Genomic DNA, 20490 nt, shown 5'->3' on the forward strand with positions numbered 1-20490 from the left:
ATTGTGTTGGTTTGGTTTTAGGTATTAGTGCACTTATAGTGTTAAAAGTTACAGATTTATTTAGAAAATTCTAAATCGTATTCAGGATACGTGGCTTTAAGGTGCTCTTCGGCTTTCGCCGGAATTACAAACAGCACCACATAACTAAACAATGCCACCAGTACAAAAAACACCGACAGGAACCACAGAAGACCCGTATTAACATGGTCTTTTGCCAGCATATGATAAAACTGGAACGGCAGGCCCAACATCGCGCCAACACCCCCACATTTATAAATAATATCTTCTAACAGCCATTTTTTGCCGGTAGCTTTAACTTTTTTGTCGTGCCTTTTTTTGTAGCCGGTTATCTTAACAATCATGGTTACAACCAAGCCACCCATTAATGCCAGGTACAGTAATGGCTCAACTTCTAAAATTTTATAGGTAAGTACTACCAGGGCAACGGTAACCACAATAAGCGGCAACTTAAAGAACTGCTTAAAATAGCCCCACAGCAATTTATAGTACTTTTTGCCCAGCGCTTTTTGGCGTTGTTCTACAACGGTGCTAAAGCCAAACACCCCAAACTTTTTAAATTCCATTTGCAGGGCATCTTCAAAACTAACGTTGGGTTTAAGTTGCCAGGTAGCCTCTATGGCATTGGCAAGGTGGTCTACCAGTTCGGTTTGTAAATCGTAATATTCTACAAAATGTGCACGGGTAAAAGTGTAGAGTTGGTCAATTTGTTCGGGATTGATTTTCTTTTCCATTTTAAACTGTAGTGTAATTTTTATAGACCTGGTTTTTAAGTTGGTACAACGCAATGGTATATGCCGGAAACAAGCTTACAATCAGGGCGAACCAATAGCTGGCGGCAGTTAGGTTGGTATCGTCAGTAAGACTATCTAAAATTAATAGTATTATTAAATGAAGGTTGTACAATAGCACAAAGCCCTTGGATATCATTTCCATACCAGAGAAACGCATCTTTGTACCAAACAATAGCAACTGTACAACAGCCCATGTAAGCACAACGCCCCAGAATAGTTTTAAGATGTCCATCTCGTCTGTAAACACAGTGGCCACCGCATATTGCAGTATAAAGAACAAGGCAAGGGTAGGCAATAAAACAACGGGCTTAAACAGCACTTTACAAAAAAATCGGGCGGCCTTTGTGCGGGCGATTTTTCTGTACGAGCGGTTCTGACTTGTAATCTCTTTTTTGTGTGTTGCTAAATATTCACTTAGGTTATCGTAAAAATCGCCATCAAGGGTTTCGAGTTCAGAGGCTATGTGATCGGTTATTTCGCAGCGGATGTCTACAAAATAAATGCCTGCCTTTTTAAGTTGGCCATCTATAAACTGTATTTGCTGTGTGGTTAGCTTGTTATGCATTATACCTTAGTTTATAATGTTTATCAAACTGCCTTATGGTTGCATGCATTACAATACAAACCGAAATTATCGCGGTAAAATAAAGCATCATAACGTTATCGCCGGCTATAGATTCCTCAATACGCAACATGTAGATACTGGGGTAGAATAACAATAAGTTTATAAAGCTAAAACCAAAACCAAAAGAATACTGATCCCGGTTTCTCAGGCTCTTATAAATAATAGGGGTAGATAAAATGCAGCTTACCGCCACATAGGTATAAAACAATGCCATAATAGTGTCTTCTCTACCATAACTTGAATTTACAGCTAAAGCTGCCATAAAAATAAGTGCAAATGGTACTACAAACCACAGTGTAAACATGTTGCTAAAAAAGCGTTTGTAAGCTTTGCACGCCGCAATAAATATAAACTTTCGGTTTAGTTTTTTAAGCGCACTTTTATGTTCCAGTATATACCCCTTTAAATGATGCTCGAATCGATCATCTTTTTGTTCGAGGGCGGCAGCAATATGGTCGGTCAATTCAAGTCGAATGTCTATGTAGCAGATACCTATTTTTGTAAGTGCCCTGTCTATAAGCTGTATTTGGGTAGCGTTTAACATCATAACTTTTAAAATTGAAGGTCAGGATTAACATTAGGGGTTACTAAGCTTTGCATGTTCTTAATAAAATCTTCCAGCTCAGCAAGGCGGTTAACGGTCTCTTTTTCACCGCTTTCGGTAAGCTTGTAATACTTTCGAAGGCGGTTGTCTACGCGCTCTACCTCTACATCCAGCAGGCCATCAGCCTCCAATTTGTGCAGGGCCGGGTACAGGGCGCCTTCGGTAATATTAAGTTCGCCTTTGGTTATAAGTTTTACTTTTTGGGTAATCTCGTAACCATACATGCGGCCGTTTTCTTCCAACAGCTTCATAATTATGGTATTAAGGCTGCCTTTATAGAGTTGTGAATTTTTCATGGGTAATTTTGAGTAAAACAAATATACATAATTTTCTTATGCATAATAGTCTTAAGTATTATTTTAATGTTAGGTTATTTTATTAACCTAACTGTAATGTGTATTTTTGCAGGAAATTTATACGTAAGATGTCAACATTTCATCCGCTTAAGATAAAAGATGTAACCAGAGAAACGCCCGGAGCGGTTTCTATTGCTTTTGAAATACCCGAAAACCTGCGCGAAGACTACAATTTTTTAGCAGGCCAGTATATAAATATAAAGACCCAGTTTGAGGGCGAGGAGATACGAAAGGCTTACTCTATATGTTCGGCTCCCGGCAGCGGAGAACTTCGTGTTGCCATTAAGGCCGTTAAAAACGGAGGCTTCTCTGTGTATGCCAACGAAAAACTTGCCGCCGGAGATACTATGGAGGTAGCTACGCCCGAAGGTAAATTTACCTTTGAGCCTAAAGCCGACCGCCAGCGTAACTATGCCGCTTTTGCAGCCGGTAGCGGTATTACACCGGTACTGTCTATATTACAGTCGGTTTTACAGGGCGAGCCCGAAAGTACTTTTGTACTGGTTTATGGCAATAAATCGCCAGAGGAAACAATGTTCCACCAGTTTTTACACGATTTACAACAAGAATATGTGGGCCGCTTTTTTGTACAGTTTGTGTACAGCAAAGCGCGTGAGGAGAATTCGCTTTTTGGCCGTATAGAGCGTTCTGCCGTTAACTTTGTGCTTAAAAACAAGCATAAAGAAAAAGAGTTTACCAAGTTTTACCTTTGTGGGCCGGAGCAAATGATACTGGCTGTTAACGATGTGCTTAGGGAAAGCAACGTGCCGGAAAAGAACATTAAATTTGAGCTTTTCTCTACGCCTATTGCCGAGAAAAAAATTACCGAAAGCCTTGATGGCCAAACCAAAGTTACCGTGCTTGTAGACGATGAAGAGGTTACTTTTGTTATGCCTAAAGAAATGACCATTTTAGATGCTGCCCTTAAACAGGGTATTGATGCACCTTACTCCTGCCAGGGTGGAATTTGCAGCAGCTGCATGGCGCGTATTAGCAACGGTACTGCCGAAATGAAGAAAAACGCTATACTTACTGATGGCGAAATTGCAGAGGGACTAATACTTACCTGCCAGGCACACCCAACATCGCCGGAGCTGCGTGTTGATTTTGATGATGTTTAATAGTTTACCGAATATATTTAAGAAGATGCTTTAGGGCATCTTTTTTTATGTCTTGTTTAGATGGAACTCAAATGAAACGGATGCTGCGCAATCGCGACTGCCCGAATGGTGCAGGCGGGGATTTACACGGATTTAGAATGTAGGGATGTCATTCTGAGCGGAGTGCAACAGAGCCGAAGAATCTCTATAATATAGATCCTAAAACGGAGATTCCTCCTTCGTCGGAATGACAAACTATCGTCTAAACCACGCCTAACAATCAAAAAATCCAGGCATCTAAAAATCTACTTATTCAGTAACTCGTCTATTTTATCAACAACGGTTTGTGGTGCAATGGTGCGCATGGCATCTTCATAGCCCTCAATAATTTTATTGCCGTAAATAGAGGTTGGCAGCATTGGATATTGTTCCCTGCTTGCCGTTAAGGCATTGCTTAGCGGTTGCTTAAAGGGTGCAAAGCCGGCATAAGGGTGCGTTGCACCCCAAAGTGTAACAACCGGCACACCAAGCATTGCGGCCATGTGGGCGTTGCCACTGTCCATGCTTATCATAAGGTCCAGGTTGCTAATAAGTTTAAGTTCCTGCTTTAGTATAAGCTGGGCACCGGCAATTACAATAATGTTAGGCCTCTCCTGTGCAAATTCGTCGAGCAGTTTGGCTTCGTGCCTGCCGCCGCCAAACAGATACAGCGTATTATTGGCATCTGTCAAAAGGCTGTCGATTACCTGGTGCATTAAATCTTTAGGATACACCTTGCCCGTATGCTGTGCAAATGGGGCTATACCTATCCATTTACCAGTTTTAGGCCCGGTAACATCGGTAATATCTTCGGTTAAAGGCTGTTTGGGCGGAAAGGCCGCTGCATTTACATCTATGGGGTAACCCAATTGGGCAAATACATCGGCATGCCTTTGGGTAACCGGAGGCAACGGCGTAATAACCTTATCGGCTTTTAAAGCTGTAAGGGCAGCACGCTCATCGCGAAATTTATTAGTTGTAGCCGTTTTCTTTCCTCTTAACGAGAACAGGAATGTAACAATTTTAGACCGCAGTACATTATGCAAATCGGCTACTGCATGTACATGCAGTTTCCTTAAGTCTTTGTACAACTTCAAGATACCAAAAAAGCCTTTGTGCCTGCGTTTTAAATCGGGTTCAAAAAAATATACGTTGGGCAGGCCATCAAAAAATGGCTTAAAATGCCCGCGCGATACTACCGTAACCTTTACATTGGGGTGCTGTTGTGTAAGCGCACGCAATACCGGTACGGTAATGGCAACATCGCCCATAGCAGATAGCCTGATAACAAGTATGTGCTTGTGTCTTTTACCCGATGCCATCGGGGCTTATTTCTTGTTTTGGTACAATACGGGGTTAAGTTCCTCGTCGTTATACATTTTCATTTGCTTGTACACCTTCATAAATTTATCGCCGTTTTGTATATCGGTCAGCAAATCATCAATGGCAGTGCTAAGGTCTTTTTTCTGCTCCAGCAAAACAGCCAGTTTTTCGTTGCATTTAGCCCTGTGTTCCGGCGAGGCATCCGGACGGGTAGCCTCTTCGTTCATGTGGTAAATTTTTAGCGCAAGTATAGACAGGCGGTCTATGGCCCAGGCCGGGCTTTCTGAGTTTATTTTGGCGCCGTTTTTTACGGTTACATTGCTGTATTCCTGTAAAAAATAGCTGTCTATATACTCAACCATATCGGTACGTACCTGGTTAGATGCATCAATTTTGCGCTTAAGCACAAGGGCTTCTACCGGGTCTATGTTGGGGTTACGAATAATGTCTTCGTAATGCCACTGTACAGTATCTACCCAGTTCTTGGCATACAATAAATGCTCTATTTTATCTTTACGGAACGGATTATTTATAGGTTGGTCTACGCTATCATATTGATGATAATCGTTTATGCTTTGCTCAAAAATGGGGAATGCGATACCTGAAAACATAGTTTATAATTTTTTTACAAATATAGTTGTATTACTTTTAACCTGCCAACATAAAATTTTTCGCACAATGCAGCTTCACTACCTTTCTACAAAAAACAGCCTTTTAAATACGTTTGTGGCGCAGCTTAGAGACGTAGCCGTGCAGCACGACAGCATGCGCTTTAGGAAAAACATTGAGCGCATTGGGCAGATAATGGCGTATGAAATTTCGCAGCAGCTGGACTATACCCCTGTAGAAATTACCACGCCACTGGGCACAAAAACCACCAGCCTTATTAAAGATAAGTTGGTAATTTGCTCTATTTTGCGTGCCGGGCTGGCATTGCATGAGGGGTTTTTATCGTATTTTGATGCGGCTGAGAACGGGTTTATTTCGGCTTACAGGCACCATCCGGATAATGATGACACTTTTGAGATAAGGGTAGAATATAAAGCGGTGCCCTCTTTACAGGATAAGATTGTTATTGTGGCCGACCCGATGCTGGCAACAGGCCTGTCGGTTGAAGCTGTACTAAAAAAGCTTTTAGAAGCCGAGACTCCTAAACAGGTTCATATAGCGGTGGTTATTGCCGCGCCCGAAGGGGTGGCCTATTTAGAGGAAAAATTGCCGGATAACTATCATTTATGGATTGCCGATATTGATAGCCACCTTAACGAAAAGCTATACATTGTGCCTGGCCTTGGCGATGCCGGAGACCTGGCGTACGGACCTAAATTATAGCTGCATCATAAAAATAACAATGGCTATAACACCTATTAATGCTGTGGCTATTTCGCGTACCCAAATGTTGTCCTGGCTTTCTAAGTAGTTGGCGCCCATAATGGCAAGGGGTGCAAAGGTAAACGCCAAAAAGCTGTTGTTTTTATGTGCTGAGAGTACATAAATGCCTACCCCCACAAAAAACGAGAATAGTATTTTTTTATGAGACGACTGTAAATTCAGCGGTTTGCTGGGTATCGATACTATATACGGCCATACAAACAGTGCCGCGATGGATGCAAATATGGCAAGGGCTATATTTTGGTAAATATTTTCGAAATAGGTAAAATCAAAGCTTGGGGTTATCTCTTCTAAAATGTGGTTAAAAAAGTCGTGCCCTACCATTAGGCCTATCATAAAATAAATAATGGCCACTGCCAAAAAGGCTATAAACGGAATGATCCAGTTGCGGTAATCGCGCGATACGTGAAATACTACCGATATAAACACCAAAACAATGTATATGATACACCAAAAGTGAAATAATGAGGCCGCAAAGATCCAGAAGGAGGCGTCGAATATTTTTTCTTTAGGGGTTACTAACGATTGTAACGAAATAAGCCGCCTTAGTGCCAACAGTAAAAAGAAATTGGCTATAATTATGTTTACATTGCCCAACACACTGGGAAACAGTATCAAAAAAAACAGGAACAGCAGCAATGCATAGCTGTTGGCTTTGGTAAGCGTGTTCTTTAAAGTTATAAAGCCGGTAATAAATAACGTGCCCCCCAAAAGTAATAGTAACAACCCCTTTTGCCCGGCCAGGTAGTACGAATTTAGCCACGAAAGGTCTTGCAGCAGGCGCAAAACATAGAACAAAACAAGGGTACCACCAATTAAAACATAATTTATGGGCCTTGATTTACTAAAAATACTTGCGAGCATGTTATTATTTTATATTTTTGTGACAGTAAATATAACACTTGTCTAAAAATGAGAGCATTTTTTGAAGCTATAGGGTCACTCTTTACCGATTTCCTTTTTATCCCGTTGGATTTTTTCCGTAAACTGGAACTGGAAAACTGGTGGACCGCGAACATCCTTACATGGATCTTTATTATTATCTGTTGTGCAGCATTTGTATACTGGATGAAACAGTTACAAATTTTTAAAGAAAACAAAGAAGACGACCAGGATACTACGGCTCACTCGTTCTTATCATAAGTCGAAGCCTATATCTGTTCTAAAATACATCTTATCAAAATTTAGTTTATCTATATTTTGGTAAGATTTATTTATGGCCTCTTTAAAGTCATCTCCGTATGATGTTACTGCTATAACACGGCCACCGGCTGTAACTGCCTGTCCGTCTTTAAGGGTAGTGCCTGCATGAAATGCAATTGATCCCTCAACTTTATCCAATCCTGTTATAACTTTACCCTTCTCGTAATCTTCAGGATATCCGCCAGATACAATCATTACTGTAGCAGCACTCCTTGAGTCGATAACAAGTTCGGCTTCGTCTAACTTCTCATTACCCACAGCAATAAACAATTCTACAAGGTCAGATTCCAGCCTTGGTATAACAACCTCAGTTTCCGGGTCGCCCATACGCACGTTGTATTCTATTACAAACGGGTCGTTACCCACTTTTATAAGGCCTATGAATACAAAGCCTTTGTATTCTATATTATCGTTTTTAAGGCCCTGTATGGTAGGTTTTACTACACGGGTCTCAATCTTCTGCATAAACTCGGCATCGGCAAACGGAACCGGAGATACCGCGCCCATACCGCCTGTATTAAGGCCGGCATCGCCATTGCCAATACGCTTGTAATCTTTGGCCGTTGGTAATATTTTGTAGCTTTTACCATCGGTAAGCACAAAGCAGCTAAGCTCTATACCATCTAAAAATTCTTCTATAACCACTTTAGCACTTGCAGCACCAAACTTCTCATCAACAAGCATGTTTCTAAGCTCATCCTGGGCTTCCTGAAGGCTGTTTAGTATCAATACACCCTTACCGGCCGCTAAGCCATCTGCTTTAAGCACGTACGGTGCTTTAAGCGTTTCCAGGAACTTACAGCCCTCTTCTACCGTTTCTTTGGTAAAACTGTCGTAAGCTGCTGTTGGGATATTATTTTTAATAAGGAATTTTTTAGCAAACTCTTTACTGCCTTCCAGCTGGGCACCGTGCTGAGACGGGCCTATAACCGGAATGTCTTTTAATTCAGGGTCGTTCTTAAAAAAGTCGTACACGCCTTTAACCAAAGGATCTTCGGGCCCAACAACAACCATTTTTACACCATTGGCAAGCACGTGCTGCTTAATGGCATCAAAATCGGTAGGGCTTATGTTTACATTGTGCGCTATACCGGCAGTACCGGCATTGCCCGGGGCTACAAACAGTTTATCGCAAAGCGGGCTTTGTAACATTTTCCATGCAAGTGCATGCTCTCTTCCTCCAGATCCTAATAGTAAAATAGTCATTGTATAGGTATTATTTGTGTGTGGCAAAGGTACAATTAATAGGCTTTATCTTCGCCCATAAATATGTTAACCACGGTTTGTATAATTATTTTTAAATCGAATAAAAGCGACCAGTTCTCTATGTAAAACACATCATAACGTATACGGTTAATCATGTCTTCATCGGTAGTAATCTCGCCCCTAAAGCCCCTAACCTGTGCCAGCCCGGTAATGCCCGGCCTAACATACAGGCGCACCATGTATTTTTTAATGGTTTGGCTGTACGAGTTATTTTGTGTCCATAAATGTGGCCTTGGCCCTACTACCGACATTTCTCCCCTTAGTACGTTTATAAACTGCGGCATCTCGTCTATACTGGTTTTGCGTATAAACTTGCCAATACGGGTAACGCGCGGGTCGTTCCTGGTAACCGATTTCTCGGTAGTCTCGTTAATTTGCATGGAGCGGAATTTCCAGCAAAAAAATTCTTTTTCGTTAATGCCCGGCCTGCTTTGCTTAAAAAATACCGGCCCTTTAGACTCCAGTTTTATAAGCAGTGCCATTAGCGGCGTTAGCCACGATAGCACCAGGATTATTACCATGATTGAGAAAACAATATCGAATATCCTTTTTACCACCTGTGCAGGCGGCTCGTGCAATGCTGTTTTTCTAAGCGACAGTACGGGGAAAAATTCGTAGTAATCGATGCGCAGGTTTTTAGAAAAAATCTCTTTAGCATCTGGGATAAACTTTATGGTCTTGCTGTTGGCATCGGCAAAATTTACAAGGTCTTTAAGCTGGGCATTATCCAGCTCGTTAAGCGAGCAGTAAATTTCGTCTACATTATTATCTATAATAAAATCCTGCAATTGTGTAACCGTGCCGGTAATCTGGGCATTGGTTTCTTTATCCGAGAAAAAGCCCAAAAAGCGGTAGCCGTACTCTGTTTTTTCTTCAAAAAAATCTTTAAGCCTTATGGCATCGGGCGTATAGCCCACAATAACTGCTTTTCTAAAATTGCTGCCTGTGCTTAAGCGGTATTGCTTTAAATAGTAAAACAATAAAAACTTAAACAGGCTTATAGCGATAAAAACGGTTGCTAAAAACTTAGCGGTTGCCAGGCCACTAAATACGGTTGTTTTTGCAAAAGGAAAAAACGCTATAATTACTAATGTAAACAGCAGTGCCTGCTTAAACAGCTTGGTTAGCAGGTCTTGCGGTGGCGAATACCTAAACACCTCGTAAAAACCCGAAAAATAGGCTATAATGCTCCACGCTACAAACTGGTAAGCGCCAAAGTGAAGGTTGTTAAGACCCAGCCCCTCAAAAAATATGGGGAATGAAAGTGTTATTACCAAGATATCGAACGATATGTTGATTAGCCTTAAATATTTAGAATATCCTGCCCTGCCCGATAAAATCATCTTTATGTATAGATCCTGAAAAACGTAAACGCTTTTCTTTTTAATAGCTTTAAAACATTTTTTACACCCTGTGTACCTGTATTAAGTACACTATCGCTTTTTACACAACAGCTTTTTTAAGGCCTGTCTTTTTTGGGTTTACATATAACAAATCGTTAAAAAGGCAATAGAAAACGGTAAAGAAAACCACACCCCTCTGGCGCCATAAAAACGACTCGGTCAAAAATAAGCTTATCATAAGAACTGCAAAAGCAATATGTACAAAATATTTGTGCGACAGCCCATTTTTAAGATTAAGCAACACCATAGCCGCTACCAATAAAAAACCAAACAATCCAAGATCGGCAAAAACCTCAATGTACTGGTTATGAAAGTTAAGTTTGTTATAACTTACATGCTCTGTATTTTCGTGAAACACATTGTGCTCTATGCCTTTTTGCTCTACCTTGGGCCTGGATGCATTAAGGCCGTAGCCTGTTAACAGCACCGGCTCCTGGCTAAATAATTCTTTAAATACCCTGGCCTGGTAGGTTCTAAATGCTGTACCGTTAAAATAATGGTTACCATCAAACATAGGCTTATTCCATGCTTCGGCTATGGTTACCCTGTGTATGCCATCGGCTGCCTCTGTAGCCGGTGGTGTGTCTAACTCGTGTGTAAACCTTTCGTGTATCTTGCCGTAATAGCCCAGCCCGCCTGCCAATACACATACAATGGCAAGGGTAGAAAACATGGCTTTTTTAGGTAAACCCGAAAAGAAAATATAGTAGCACAGTATTAAAAATACATCTATAATAATGATGTTTTTAGACGATAGCAAAAATACTAACAGGAACAAAAACAGCATGGCGCCGTAGCCCCAAAAGGTTTTGTTCTTTTTTTCTACAAATACAAACAGCGCCAAAGAAAATAAAGCCGAAAGATAAATGGCATTAATTTTTGCGGTAGCCAGCTCGTGGTAAAAAAACACATCGGCATTGCCGGTAGATGAATATCTTATGGCAGCGCGTATTAAAAAGTAAGCACCAAAAAGGCACATGCAAATACTGTAGTTTTTAAGAATATCGTTAACGCTGCGCTTAAGCAACGGGCGGTTTAGGTAAAAGGCAATGGGCAAAAATAATAATGCCGACTCTTTACTTAACGCCTTAAGGCTGCTCTTAACATCTATAGACCATATAAGCGATAATGCCATGAGTGCAAACAGCAGTACCGGCAACAGCAAAGCCAGCCTAAAAGTAAAGTGTTGCTTTTTGGCCGCAAGTATAGAATATAATACAAAAAATATTATAGTAATGCTGTTATACACATACCCCATGGGTATGGTTATAACTACCAGCGATATAAATAACACCAAAAGTTTTTTACCCGGAGACAGGCCTATTCTTTTGAGTAACGCATTGCTCGAAAAATTGTAAATATTCGCCATTTATCTTGTCCCAGTTAAAATCGTGCACTATTGCATTATAATTATTCTCTACCTTTTGCAGGTTGTCTTCTTTTTTTAAGGTGGTAAGCAGGTGTGCTGCTTCGGCCGGGTTGGCAAAGTAATAGGCGTTATCTTTTAAGATGGCCTTATTAAAATCGTTATTATGCGCTATAATAAAGGCGTTAGATGCCATAGCCTCTAATAGCGAAGGGTTGGTTCCCCCCACCGAATGCCCGTGGAAATACAGCTTAGAATAATAACGCAGGTTGTTTAGGTAGCCTATATTAAAAATACCACCGGTAAACCTTATGTTGCTGTATGCCGCATATTTGGTTTTAAGGTATTCGCCATATTTTGTAGTGTGGTTACCCACAACAAGTATAGTAGTAGCATCATTACCATCTACCACGCCCTGCAATACCATGTCTATGTTGTTTTCGGGCTCAAAGCGGGCAATAATCATGTTGTAGTTGCCTTTTTCTACGCCGTATTCTTTTAAGATGGCATCATCGGGGTTATTAAACGGATGCGCCCCGTAAGGTATGTACTGCGACTCTTTATTGTACTTGTTTTTAAGGAACGACTGTATGCCTAACGAGTCGGCCACAAGGAAATCGCTGCTGTTAGCGGCAAGTTTCTCGGCAAACTTTAAAAAGCGCTGCACCGGTTTAGAATATTTAGAGCGTTTCCACTCCAGGCCATCCATGTTGGTAACAATAACCGGCTTTTTAGGCAGCAAAAAATACCATACCGAGTTACTGGTGTAACCCAGCTGCAGTATAACATCAAAATTATGCTTGCGCGAATCCATAATACAATTATAATCGTATACAAACTGGCCAAAGGTGCCCATTTTATATTCTGGGTCGTACTTATGGATAAGGTTTACACCTTTAAACGTTTTTTCCTGGTACAGGTGGTTGTGCGAGTTATACACATACACATCATGCCCTTTTTGGGCCAGATAAACCGAAAAATATTCGGCAAACTGCTCAAACCCGCTGTAGTGGTTTGGTATACCTCTTGTACCTACAATAGCTATCTTCATTAACGGTATTAGTTAAGCGTGCAAAAATAAGGGTTTTAATTGTAAATGTCTACACTTAATCATGCCAATGCAGCAATGAAATTTTGTGCAGAAACCTCCCAATTATATTGTTCTTTAATTTTTATTTTTATCTGATCTACAGATGTTTGTGGCGCTAACTGTATTTTTTTAACCATATCCTGCGTATCGAACGGGTCGAATAGCGTTGGGTCAAAAAAAGCAAAGTCAGACATGGCAGTGGTTTTAGAGCACGCCACCGGCACACCGGCACCGGCAGCCTCTAACGGTGGTATGCCAAAGCCTTCGGCCACAGACGGGTATACCGATAATGCTGCACCACGCACCAATAGCAGCAGCTTATCAAAATTGATCTGGCTAAGCATAACCACTTTTTGTTTAACCTCTGGCGGCAGGGCGTTGTAAATAGTATCAAATTCGGGGTTGGGCAGGGCCTTATCGCCTACAAAAACCAGGTACTGGTCTTTATAGAAGCCACCTTCGGCGAAAGCCTTAAGCAGCCCGTGGTGGTTTTTGCGCGGCTCCCAGCGGCTTACAAACAGCCAGTAGTTTTCTACCCCAAAAATAGCCTTTACCTCCTGCTGTACGGCCTGTTTATCAAAAGGTTCGAAAAAAACAGGGTCTACCGCATTGGGGGTTATGGTTACATTGTTAAGCTTAAAATGCTTTTCTATCTGTTCTTTAGAATAATGCGACACTGTTAGCACCACATCGCTCATTTTAGCGCTAAGCTTAAACAAAAGCTTGTTTTTTATGCGGTAACTTAACGGAAAATACTGCGGGTACTCCATAAAAAGCACATCGTGCAATGTATTTATGTATTTACAGTATTTTATGGGCGGCACCACGTACTGAAAGTGGGCATACTCTATTTTATTATCCCGTATTAGCTTAGGGATATCAAACAACAGCCTGTAAAACTTATTGTGTGATGCAAACTTAAGGTAGTGTATGTTATCGGCCTGGCCAAAAATTTGCTGTAAGGCCGTAATGTTCTCGGCAGCAAAATAAATGTGCAGGTTTTTGTGCTTTACCAGTTCCTGATAAATGCCTTTTATGTAAGTTGTGGTACCCTGAAACGTGCCATCAAAAACATGGCAGTCTACAAAAATGCGGGTTATTTTGTTAGTGTTGCTCATTAGTGCTGCGTTGCAGGATAAGGTTATTTTCGCCGGAATTTGCGTAATACAACGCCCCTCCCAGTATAAAAATTATGGCGTCGCGCGTATTGTATATACCCGAGATGGTAACGGTAGAAACGAGGTATTCCAGCCCAATGGCCGAGACTACAATGTTTAGCAGGGTAAATTTTTTATAAATGTAGCCGTACCAACGGGCCAGCATAAACAGGTAAATTAGTATACCGATAAAACCAGTTTTGTAGAGAATATAGATGTAGCCGTTATGCAACTCTGATATATACCGTATACCTTTTGGCTCTCCTGTTAGGGGCGCATAGAATTTAAGGTTTACTAAAGAGCCCATACCTGTGCCAAAAATGTAACTTTCGGGCTGAGAATTCATTAAGGCTATAGCCCTTTTAGCTTCGTAGCCCCTCCAGTGATCCCAAAGGTCGGCTTTATTATCGCGGTCTATTTTGGTTTTAAATACCTCTTCGGGAGCCATTTTTATCTTGTATAAAAAACCTTCTATGCCGGGCTTGCCGCGGCTTATGTTGGCGCTAAAAAGGTAGAGGTACAACAGGCCTGTGCTTATGCCGCATATAACAAAAAACCTTATTGTTTGCGTTGTAATTTTGGTAAGCCCATAAACCGATACCATTAATACCACCCACATAATAATCATTGTGCGCGAAAAATATGTAATACACGAAACGGTTAAAAACAATATGGCTGCCCTTAAATAGATTTTTTTGAACAGTATATTACTGCCTTCAAATTTTTTGAAGTAGATTAGGAAGAAGAGCGCAAAAAGCTCCAGGAAATTATCTTTAGTAAACTCTCTAATATCTTCTATACCACCACGAAACCGTACCATAAATGCCAATACATAAAAATGGATACATGCAGATAGTATGGCGGCAATAATAACAGCCCTTATAAACAGCTTAAAGTTGTTTATTTTTTTAAATATAATGTACCCCAGCAATATACCGGTTAAGGGTTTTATAAAATGAAAAATATCTTTAGAAATGGGTACAAACTTGTAGCTGTAAATAAACGTGCCTATACAGCCTACAACCAATATAATGCCAATAGGAACGGTATAATTTAAAAACCTTTTATTAAAGCTGATATCATGGTCGTACGCACAAAACCCCAATGCCGCAATTTGTATTAAAACATTAATTTTAAACGACGGCAGGTACAATTGTAACAGAATGAGAATTACAAAAAGCGACAGGTAAACTATTTGGTTACGTGTTTTCATGGCCTTATTTTAAAAGTTTTTTAGCCCTTTTAATGGCCTTGTTTATTTTTAGCGACAGCAATGCCATTTGCTTGTTTAAGCCCTTTAGGTGCTTGGCTATGTACATTTCGAGCCCACGGATTATTAGTGGGTCTTTGCTGCTGTTATAGCCCACAAAATGTATGTAGCCATACTGTGGCATAAAAACCCTGCTATAGCCTTTATCTGCAATTCTTTTGCATAGGTCTATATCTTCTCCATACATAAAGTAATCATCATCAAAGCCATTAATATCAGTATACACTTTTTTGGGTATCATTAAAAAAGAGCCGCCCAGCCAGCCTACTTTATATTGGCCTTTTGTAAAGTTGCCGGTTTTAAATTCGGGTTCCCGGTTATAAAGGGTTTTTAGCTGTAATAAATTTACAGGATTTGGAAAATTGCCCACTACAGGCAGGTACTCTTTACTGGCATTAAGCATGTTTATGCCAATAGCCCCAATAGTTGCATCGGCCTTTAAGGCATCTAACACCGGTTTTAACTGACTTAAAACAATGGTATCGTTATTTATAAGCAACAAATACTCGCCTTTGGCCTCTTGTACTGCCCTGTTGTTGCCTTTGCCAAAACCAAGGTTGTCTTTGCTTTCTATAAGCACCACATCAGGATAGTGTTGCTTAATGTAATCGCAGCTTGCATCGGCAGAGTTATTATCTGTAACTATAATTTCGTGCTTTATGCCTTGCAGCATATCATGCAGCGAGTTAAAACAATCTTTAAGATATTTTAAGCCGTTATAGTTAACAATAATTACCGATAATTCCATGCTCATTATTCTTTTACGTATGCTATAGTATAGAGGTTACTTAATTGTAACCGTCTTGTCTAACGTTAGCATAGATTCTTCTTTAGTTTTTGTGTCTCTTATAAGCACACCCAGTGTGTATGTACCTGCAGGCAGGTCTTTTTTATTTACCCTTACATTATAACCCGAATTATTATAGTCGAATTTAGGGTAGGCAGAAGCCACATCAGACCTTACTGTACGGCTGGCCGCTACAGCAAAATTACCCGCTTTACCAATAAACACTACCTCAACCCGGGTATTTTTATCGCTACGGTCGTCAAAAAACGTCCAGCCCCTTACAAGTACATCACTCTTTTGGTCGTCCAGTTCATCTATAACACCTATCTGGTGGCTGGTGGCAGGCAACTTATTTAATTTAACCGGCGCTGTACCGGTAAGGTTGCTTAGCGTGTTAACTTGTGTATAGGTCCAGCTACCTGCAGCATTTTTTACAGCAATGCATACCATTGCATTATTTTTTATATGATTTGCACTGTAAATAACCGCAGCAAAGCCAACATTATCTGTTGGTTTTTTAAATGCGGTGGCAATATCTGCCCTTGGCAATTGTTTGGTACTAACAATGTCGATTTTGCCTGCACTTGCAAGTGCTACAAATACAGAATCTCCTTTATTGCCTGCTGTATTGTTTTCGAAAGCCCACCCTTTAACAGCTATTGCGGTGCCTTTAACAGAGAGGTCTTCTATATTGTATTGTATTTTGCTGCTGGCAAAGACCGGGTTACTTATTGTTTTAATAAACCTGGTTTCGTTATAACCACTCATTACCGAATCTCTTTTTTGCAAAGCCACTTTGTTTTGCACAAGTGCAACCTTATTTTTATTGGTGTACAAAATATAATAACCATCCAGGTATTGCAGGTTTAAATATTTGTTGTGCAGCATATTGCTAAAAGCATCTAAATGCTTCGGGGTGGTTATGTAAAGCTCATCGTCTCTAAGCTGGCCCGAAGCTATAGCCTTGTTAAGCGAATCTGTATATACTGCATTTGCACTGTAATCTTCTCTGGCACTATAGCCACAGCTAATGGCTTTATGGTTATTTATGGCTACAAAGCAAAGATCCTGATAATCCATACCTGTTAATAAGTGGTTATTAAATGGCGGATAGGTAATCATTTTTTTAAACGATGGTAAAACCTTGTTCCAGCTATCCTCGGTTAAGGGACTGTCGTATTTGCCATATTCCAGATTCCTGGCCTTGAATAGTGGTGTTATATCATACATCTGAAGTATACAGATAAATGCAAGAACCGGCATTTTTATAGCATCTTTTAGTTTGCTTTTGGTAAATACAAGAATAACAAACAAGTATATAAGATAATATGCTATCCAGAAAAACCTGCCGCAGGCCCTAAAAACGCCACCCAGCTTTCTAATAATTTTAGGAATTTTAAACTCTAACAGTAAATGGTCGCTGTAACTAATTTTATTTGTAATGGCAAATAGTGCAAAACATAAAGCCAGTATAAACAATGGTAGTAAATACTTGTGCTTTAACAACCTTGCTTTATAATTTTTGCCTAATAACAGGTATATAACAGATATTGCTATAAGTACCATAATGCCTACACCAAGATACATATAGCCTTCGTACTGGTGCCAGCTAAACCAAGGCATTTGTGGCATTATAAAAGAAAAACCTCCTGAATTTATAAGGCTGTTAAGATTAAGAGCATAAAGGCCATAACTCTCTCCAACCTCAAGATTAGCCTGGGCACCAATTTTTATCATGCCTACTATAACCCATAAAATTATTACTATTGCACACGAAACCAATGGGTATGCAAAAGCCTGTTTTTTGGTTAACAGCTTATCATAAAAATAATGCTTAATGGGTAATATAAAATTAAAGCCCATTATCATAAAGCATAGATAAGGTGTTATTAGAGCACTAAGTGCAACAAGTATAACCTGATATTTATTAAGGCTTTTAACATTTTGCAGTGTAGCAGGCTTTAAATAGTAATATATAGAAGCTACTATAAACCCCTGGGCACAAAGTGCAGGGTGCATGCTCCTGAACAATAGTACCGGATTTGCTACCATAAGCACTAAACCTGCAATAATGTAAAAGGTCTTGGCATTGTATAGGTTAAAAATTTTAATGGTATAGTAGGCAACCATTATATAACATGTTAGCATCCAAAATCCTAAATACTGAAAATCTTCAGGCAAAAGAGAGCTGAAAGGTTTCATTAAAATTGCCACTAACGGAATAGCATCCAAATAGCCAACATTGGTACCGCTTGGATAACATATTGCGTTCATTTCACCCAATGGAAAAGTCCACGGCTCATTGCGGTAAAAAGCCCAGCCTAAATAATGCTGACCCCAATCGTGCCTTACAGACATTAGCCAGCTTATATTAGTAGGTATTATGATAGACAGGCCAAAAGCAGCATGAAAAGTTAAAATAACAATAAGAAATGCCAGTGCAAATACTATAAAATTTTTTGTTTTTAAATACGCCGCTATATTCATAATTTATTTGGTCTATTGTATGTAGTATTTACTCGAGCAATTAGGGTTATTTGGTTTTGTACTTGTTGAGTAAAAGTACTTCTCTTAAAATTTTAAAGCCCATTTTCCAGTTAAGCTTAGAGCCGTTAACATCCTGCCAGCTATTTAACGGAAATTCTTTGCCCATAGTTAAAAGCCCTGCTTTTTTTAGCCTTATAAAAATTTCTACATCAAACAGCCACTTGGTTAAAAAAGGTTCTTTAAAACCGGCCTGCGCTATGGCAACCGGAAATATCTTGGCTCCGCACTGGGTATCATAAATGCCCAGTTTAAAATTAAAGCCCACCAGTGTTGCTATAAAGCGCCCTATAATGTGCCTGTAAAGCTTTCTGTTTATATCTGCATTAAGCAGCAGCACCCTACAGCCAATTATAAACTTTTCGGGGTGTTTTTGCAGTGCCCTGAACATTCTTTTAACCTCGGTTAACGGGGTAGAAAAATCGGCATCAAAATAAGCAACATGGGTGTAATTGCCTGTACTTATAACCTTGTTTACTGTGTGATAAATTGTAGCCGCCTTGCCCTGGTTTTTGGTATAGTTTTCTACAAAGCAATTAGCGCTGTATTGTGCGGCCAGGCTTTGCAGCATGGGCAAAGTAGCATCTGTACTGCCATCGTTGGCCAGGTACATATCTACATCGGGCCAGGCAAGCATTGCCTCAAGCAATTCTGCACGCATTCTTTTTTCTTCGTTATAAAACGGAAATATAACAGCTATTTTTTGCATTGGCGGTTTATAGCCCTAATGGCCTGTTGTTAACTTTATATTTTAAATAATGCGTTTTAAACGATGCTACATTGCCGCGTCTTCCCAGTTTTTTATGCTGAGGCCGAAAACACGTTCAATTTTTTGTTTACTAAGTACACTGTATTGCGGCCTTTTTGCCGGTGTTGGATAGGCCGTTGTTGGTATGGGCAGCAAAGTGATGGTAACGTTATGCACCTCGAATATTTTTTTAGCAAACCCGTACCAGGTACATTGCCCCTGTGCACTGTAGTTATAAATACCATAGGCCTGTTTGCCGCTTTTAATAATGTGTAGCAAGGCTTGGGCAAGGTCGTTAGCGTTGGTTGGCGTACCGGTTTGGTCGTTAACCACGCTAAGGGTATCGCGCTCTGCCGCAAGGCGCAGCATGGTTTTTAAAAAATTATTACCGTACTCTGAGTATACCCACGACGTTCTAATAATATAATGCTCTTTAAGGATGTTTTGAATCTCGATTTCGCCATCGCGTTTGGTAGCGCCATACACACCTTGTGGGTTGGTTGTATCTTCCTCTGTATACGGACTATCTTTACTGCCATCAAATACAAAATCGGTAGATACGTGCAGTAAAACAGTGCCGTGCCCGTTACAAACCTCAGCAAGGTTTTTTGCGCCGGTAACGTTTACGGCATAGGCTTTATCCTGCTCGCTTTCGGCTTTATCTACAGCGGTATAAGCCGATGCATTAATGCAAAACTGCGGCTGTACCTTACTAAAAATAGCATCAAGGCTTTCTTTAGACGTTACATCGGCTTCCGCCGAACCTGCAAAGTAAAATTCAATTTCACTGTACTGTGGTGCCAGTGCCTGCAAGGCCTGCCCCAGTTGGCCAAAAGCGCCTGTAACTAAAACTACCATGCTTTTTTACTGCTTTGTAACGTTGGCAGGATGGTATCTTTTTCAGATATTAACAGGTCGGCCTCGGGCATGGACCAGTCTATGCCAATGGTTGGGTCGTTGTAAATAATACCCCCTTCAGATTCTTTATTGTACAGGTTATCGCATTTGTAAAAAAAGGTAGCTGTATTGCTTAGTACCAAAAAGCCGTGTGCAAACCCACGCGGAATGTACAGCTGCTTTTGGTTTTCTGCGCTTAATACTATGGCCACATGCTCTCCAAAGGTTGCAGAGCCCGGCCTTATATCTACAGCCACATCTAATACTTCGCCCTGTAATACACGCACCAGCTTTGCCTGTGCATAGTCTCCGGTTTGGTAATGCAGGCCCCTTAGCACGCCTTTAGAGCTGTACGACTGGTTGTCCTGCACAAAAGGTGTAGTAATGCCGGTAGCAGCCTCAAAACGGGCCTGGTTAAAACTCTCCATAAAGTAACCCCTCTGGTCTTTTATAACATTAGGTTCTATTATAAAACAGCCTTCGGGTTTTGTGGGTGTAAATATCATTA

The 20490-nt window shown here is 40.4% G+C and carries 21 protein-coding genes; 3 read left to right on the plus strand and 18 right to left on the minus strand.

Annotated features, from left to right (window positions below):
- Positions 1-56: 56 nt before the first annotated feature.
- Genes G509_RS0117770 through G509_RS0117785 form a run of 4 tightly spaced genes read right to left on the minus strand, consistent with a single transcriptional unit; the run spans position 57 to position 2337 of the window.
- Entirely contained in the window at positions 57-752 is a 696-nt protein-coding gene (locus tag G509_RS0117770; RefSeq protein ID WP_026992771.1) for a hypothetical protein, read from the minus strand.
- Position 753: 1 nt separating this feature from the next.
- Entirely contained in the window at positions 754-1377 is a 624-nt protein-coding gene (locus G509_RS23590) for a hypothetical protein (RefSeq protein WP_026992772.1), read from the minus strand.
- On the minus strand, positions 1370-1984 hold the full coding sequence (locus G509_RS0117780; RefSeq protein ID WP_026992773.1) for a hypothetical protein: 615 nt from the start codon (positions 1982-1984) through the stop codon (positions 1370-1372). Before G509_RS0117780 ends, G509_RS23590 begins: the two co-directional genes overlap by 8 nt.
- 5 nt (positions 1985-1989) lie before the next feature.
- The gene (locus tag G509_RS0117785) at positions 1990-2337 is read right to left on the minus strand and encodes a PadR family transcriptional regulator (protein ID WP_026992774.1); all 348 of its coding nucleotides are present in this window, start codon (positions 2335-2337) and stop codon (positions 1990-1992) included.
- Positions 2338-2465: 128 nt separating this feature from the next.
- On the opposite strand from G509_RS0117785, the gene G509_RS0117790 reads away from it, so the two are divergent.
- A complete protein-coding gene (locus tag G509_RS0117790) occupies positions 2466-3518 on the plus strand; it encodes a ferredoxin--NADP reductase (protein WP_026992775.1) in 1053 nt (350 codons plus the stop codon).
- 284 nt (positions 3519-3802) lie between these two features.
- On the opposite strand, the gene G509_RS0117795 is transcribed toward G509_RS0117790, so the two are convergent.
- Together G509_RS0117795 and G509_RS0117800 are read right to left on the minus strand one after the other, a co-directional pair.
- Positions 3803-4858 (minus strand): glycosyltransferase family 9 protein, encoded by a 1056-nt coding sequence (locus G509_RS0117795; RefSeq protein WP_051200358.1) that lies wholly within the window; start codon positions 4856-4858, stop codon positions 3803-3805.
- 6 nt (positions 4859-4864) lie between these two features.
- Positions 4865-5470 carry a DUF4254 domain-containing protein gene (locus tag G509_RS0117800; protein ID WP_026992777.1) on the minus strand — a complete coding sequence of 202 codons (606 nt, stop codon included), beginning with the start codon at positions 5468-5470 and terminating at the stop codon, positions 4865-4867.
- A gap of 67 nt (positions 5471-5537) precedes the next feature.
- Here G509_RS0117800 and upp point away from each other — a divergent pair, with 67 nt between their 5' ends.
- Entirely contained in the window at positions 5538-6191 is a 654-nt protein-coding gene (gene upp / locus G509_RS0117805) for a uracil phosphoribosyltransferase (RefSeq protein WP_026992778.1), read from the plus strand.
- On the opposite strand, the gene G509_RS0117810 is transcribed toward upp, so the two are convergent.
- On the minus strand, positions 6186-7115 hold the full coding sequence (locus G509_RS0117810) for a DUF6427 family protein (protein ID WP_026992779.1): 930 nt from the start codon (positions 7113-7115) through the stop codon (positions 6186-6188). The genes upp and G509_RS0117810 overlap by 6 nt on opposite strands.
- A gap of 48 nt (positions 7116-7163) precedes the next feature.
- On the opposite strand from G509_RS0117810, the gene G509_RS0117815 reads away from it, so the two are divergent.
- On the plus strand, positions 7164-7394 hold the full coding sequence (locus G509_RS0117815; RefSeq protein WP_026992780.1) for a DUF6341 family protein: 231 nt from the start codon (positions 7164-7166) through the stop codon (positions 7392-7394).
- Here the strand turns inward: G509_RS0117815 and purD are convergent.
- From purD to rfbC, 11 genes are all read right to left on the minus strand, one after another.
- On the minus strand, positions 7389-8660 hold the full coding sequence (gene purD, locus G509_RS0117820; RefSeq protein WP_026992781.1) for a phosphoribosylamine--glycine ligase: 1272 nt from the start codon (positions 8658-8660) through the stop codon (positions 7389-7391). The genes G509_RS0117815 and purD overlap by 6 nt on opposite strands.
- A 35-nt stretch (positions 8661-8695) precedes the next feature.
- Complete coding sequence (locus tag G509_RS0117825; RefSeq protein ID WP_035739300.1) at positions 8696-10063, minus strand: undecaprenyl-phosphate glucose phosphotransferase; 1368 nt, start codon at positions 10061-10063, stop codon at positions 8696-8698.
- Positions 10064-10163: 100 nt separating this feature from the next.
- Complete coding sequence (locus G509_RS0117830) at positions 10164-11492, minus strand: O-antigen ligase family protein (protein WP_035739301.1); 1329 nt, start codon at positions 11490-11492, stop codon at positions 10164-10166.
- Positions 11428-12540 (minus strand): DUF1972 domain-containing protein, encoded by a 1113-nt coding sequence (locus G509_RS0117835; RefSeq protein ID WP_026992784.1) that lies wholly within the window; start codon positions 12538-12540, stop codon positions 11428-11430. The genes G509_RS0117830 and G509_RS0117835 overlap by 65 nt, the downstream gene beginning before the upstream one ends.
- A gap of 59 nt (positions 12541-12599) precedes the next feature.
- Positions 12600-13697 (minus strand): glycosyltransferase family 4 protein, encoded by a 1098-nt coding sequence (locus G509_RS22445; protein WP_051200359.1) that lies wholly within the window; start codon positions 13695-13697, stop codon positions 12600-12602.
- Positions 13684-14949, minus strand: coding sequence for an O-antigen ligase family protein (locus G509_RS0117845; RefSeq protein ID WP_026992785.1), 1266 nt, complete (start codon positions 14947-14949; stop codon positions 13684-13686). The genes G509_RS22445 and G509_RS0117845 overlap by 14 nt, the downstream gene beginning before the upstream one ends.
- A 4-nt stretch (positions 14950-14953) precedes the next feature.
- A complete protein-coding gene (locus tag G509_RS22450; protein ID WP_051200360.1) occupies positions 14954-15754 on the minus strand; it encodes a glycosyltransferase family 2 protein in 801 nt (266 codons plus the stop codon).
- A 36-nt stretch (positions 15755-15790) separates the two neighbouring features.
- Entirely contained in the window at positions 15791-18280 is a 2490-nt protein-coding gene (locus G509_RS0117855; protein WP_026992786.1) for a DUF6311 domain-containing protein, read from the minus strand.
- A gap of 46 nt (positions 18281-18326) precedes the next feature.
- Positions 18327-19046, minus strand: coding sequence for a glycosyltransferase (locus G509_RS22455; protein ID WP_051200361.1), 720 nt, complete (start codon positions 19044-19046; stop codon positions 18327-18329).
- A 66-nt stretch (positions 19047-19112) separates the two neighbouring features.
- Entirely contained in the window at positions 19113-19943 is an 831-nt protein-coding gene (gene rfbD, locus G509_RS0117865) for a dTDP-4-dehydrorhamnose reductase (RefSeq protein ID WP_026992787.1), read from the minus strand.
- Positions 19937-20488, minus strand: coding sequence for a dTDP-4-dehydrorhamnose 3,5-epimerase (gene rfbC, locus G509_RS0117870; RefSeq protein WP_026992788.1), 552 nt, complete (start codon positions 20486-20488; stop codon positions 19937-19939). The genes rfbD and rfbC overlap by 7 nt, the downstream gene beginning before the upstream one ends.
- Positions 20489-20490: the final 2 nt, after the last annotated feature.

It is taken from the genome of Flavobacterium subsaxonicum WB 4.1-42 = DSM 21790 (assembly GCF_000422725.1).
Lineage (GTDB): Bacteria > Bacteroidota > Bacteroidia > Flavobacteriales > Flavobacteriaceae > Flavobacterium > Flavobacterium subsaxonicum.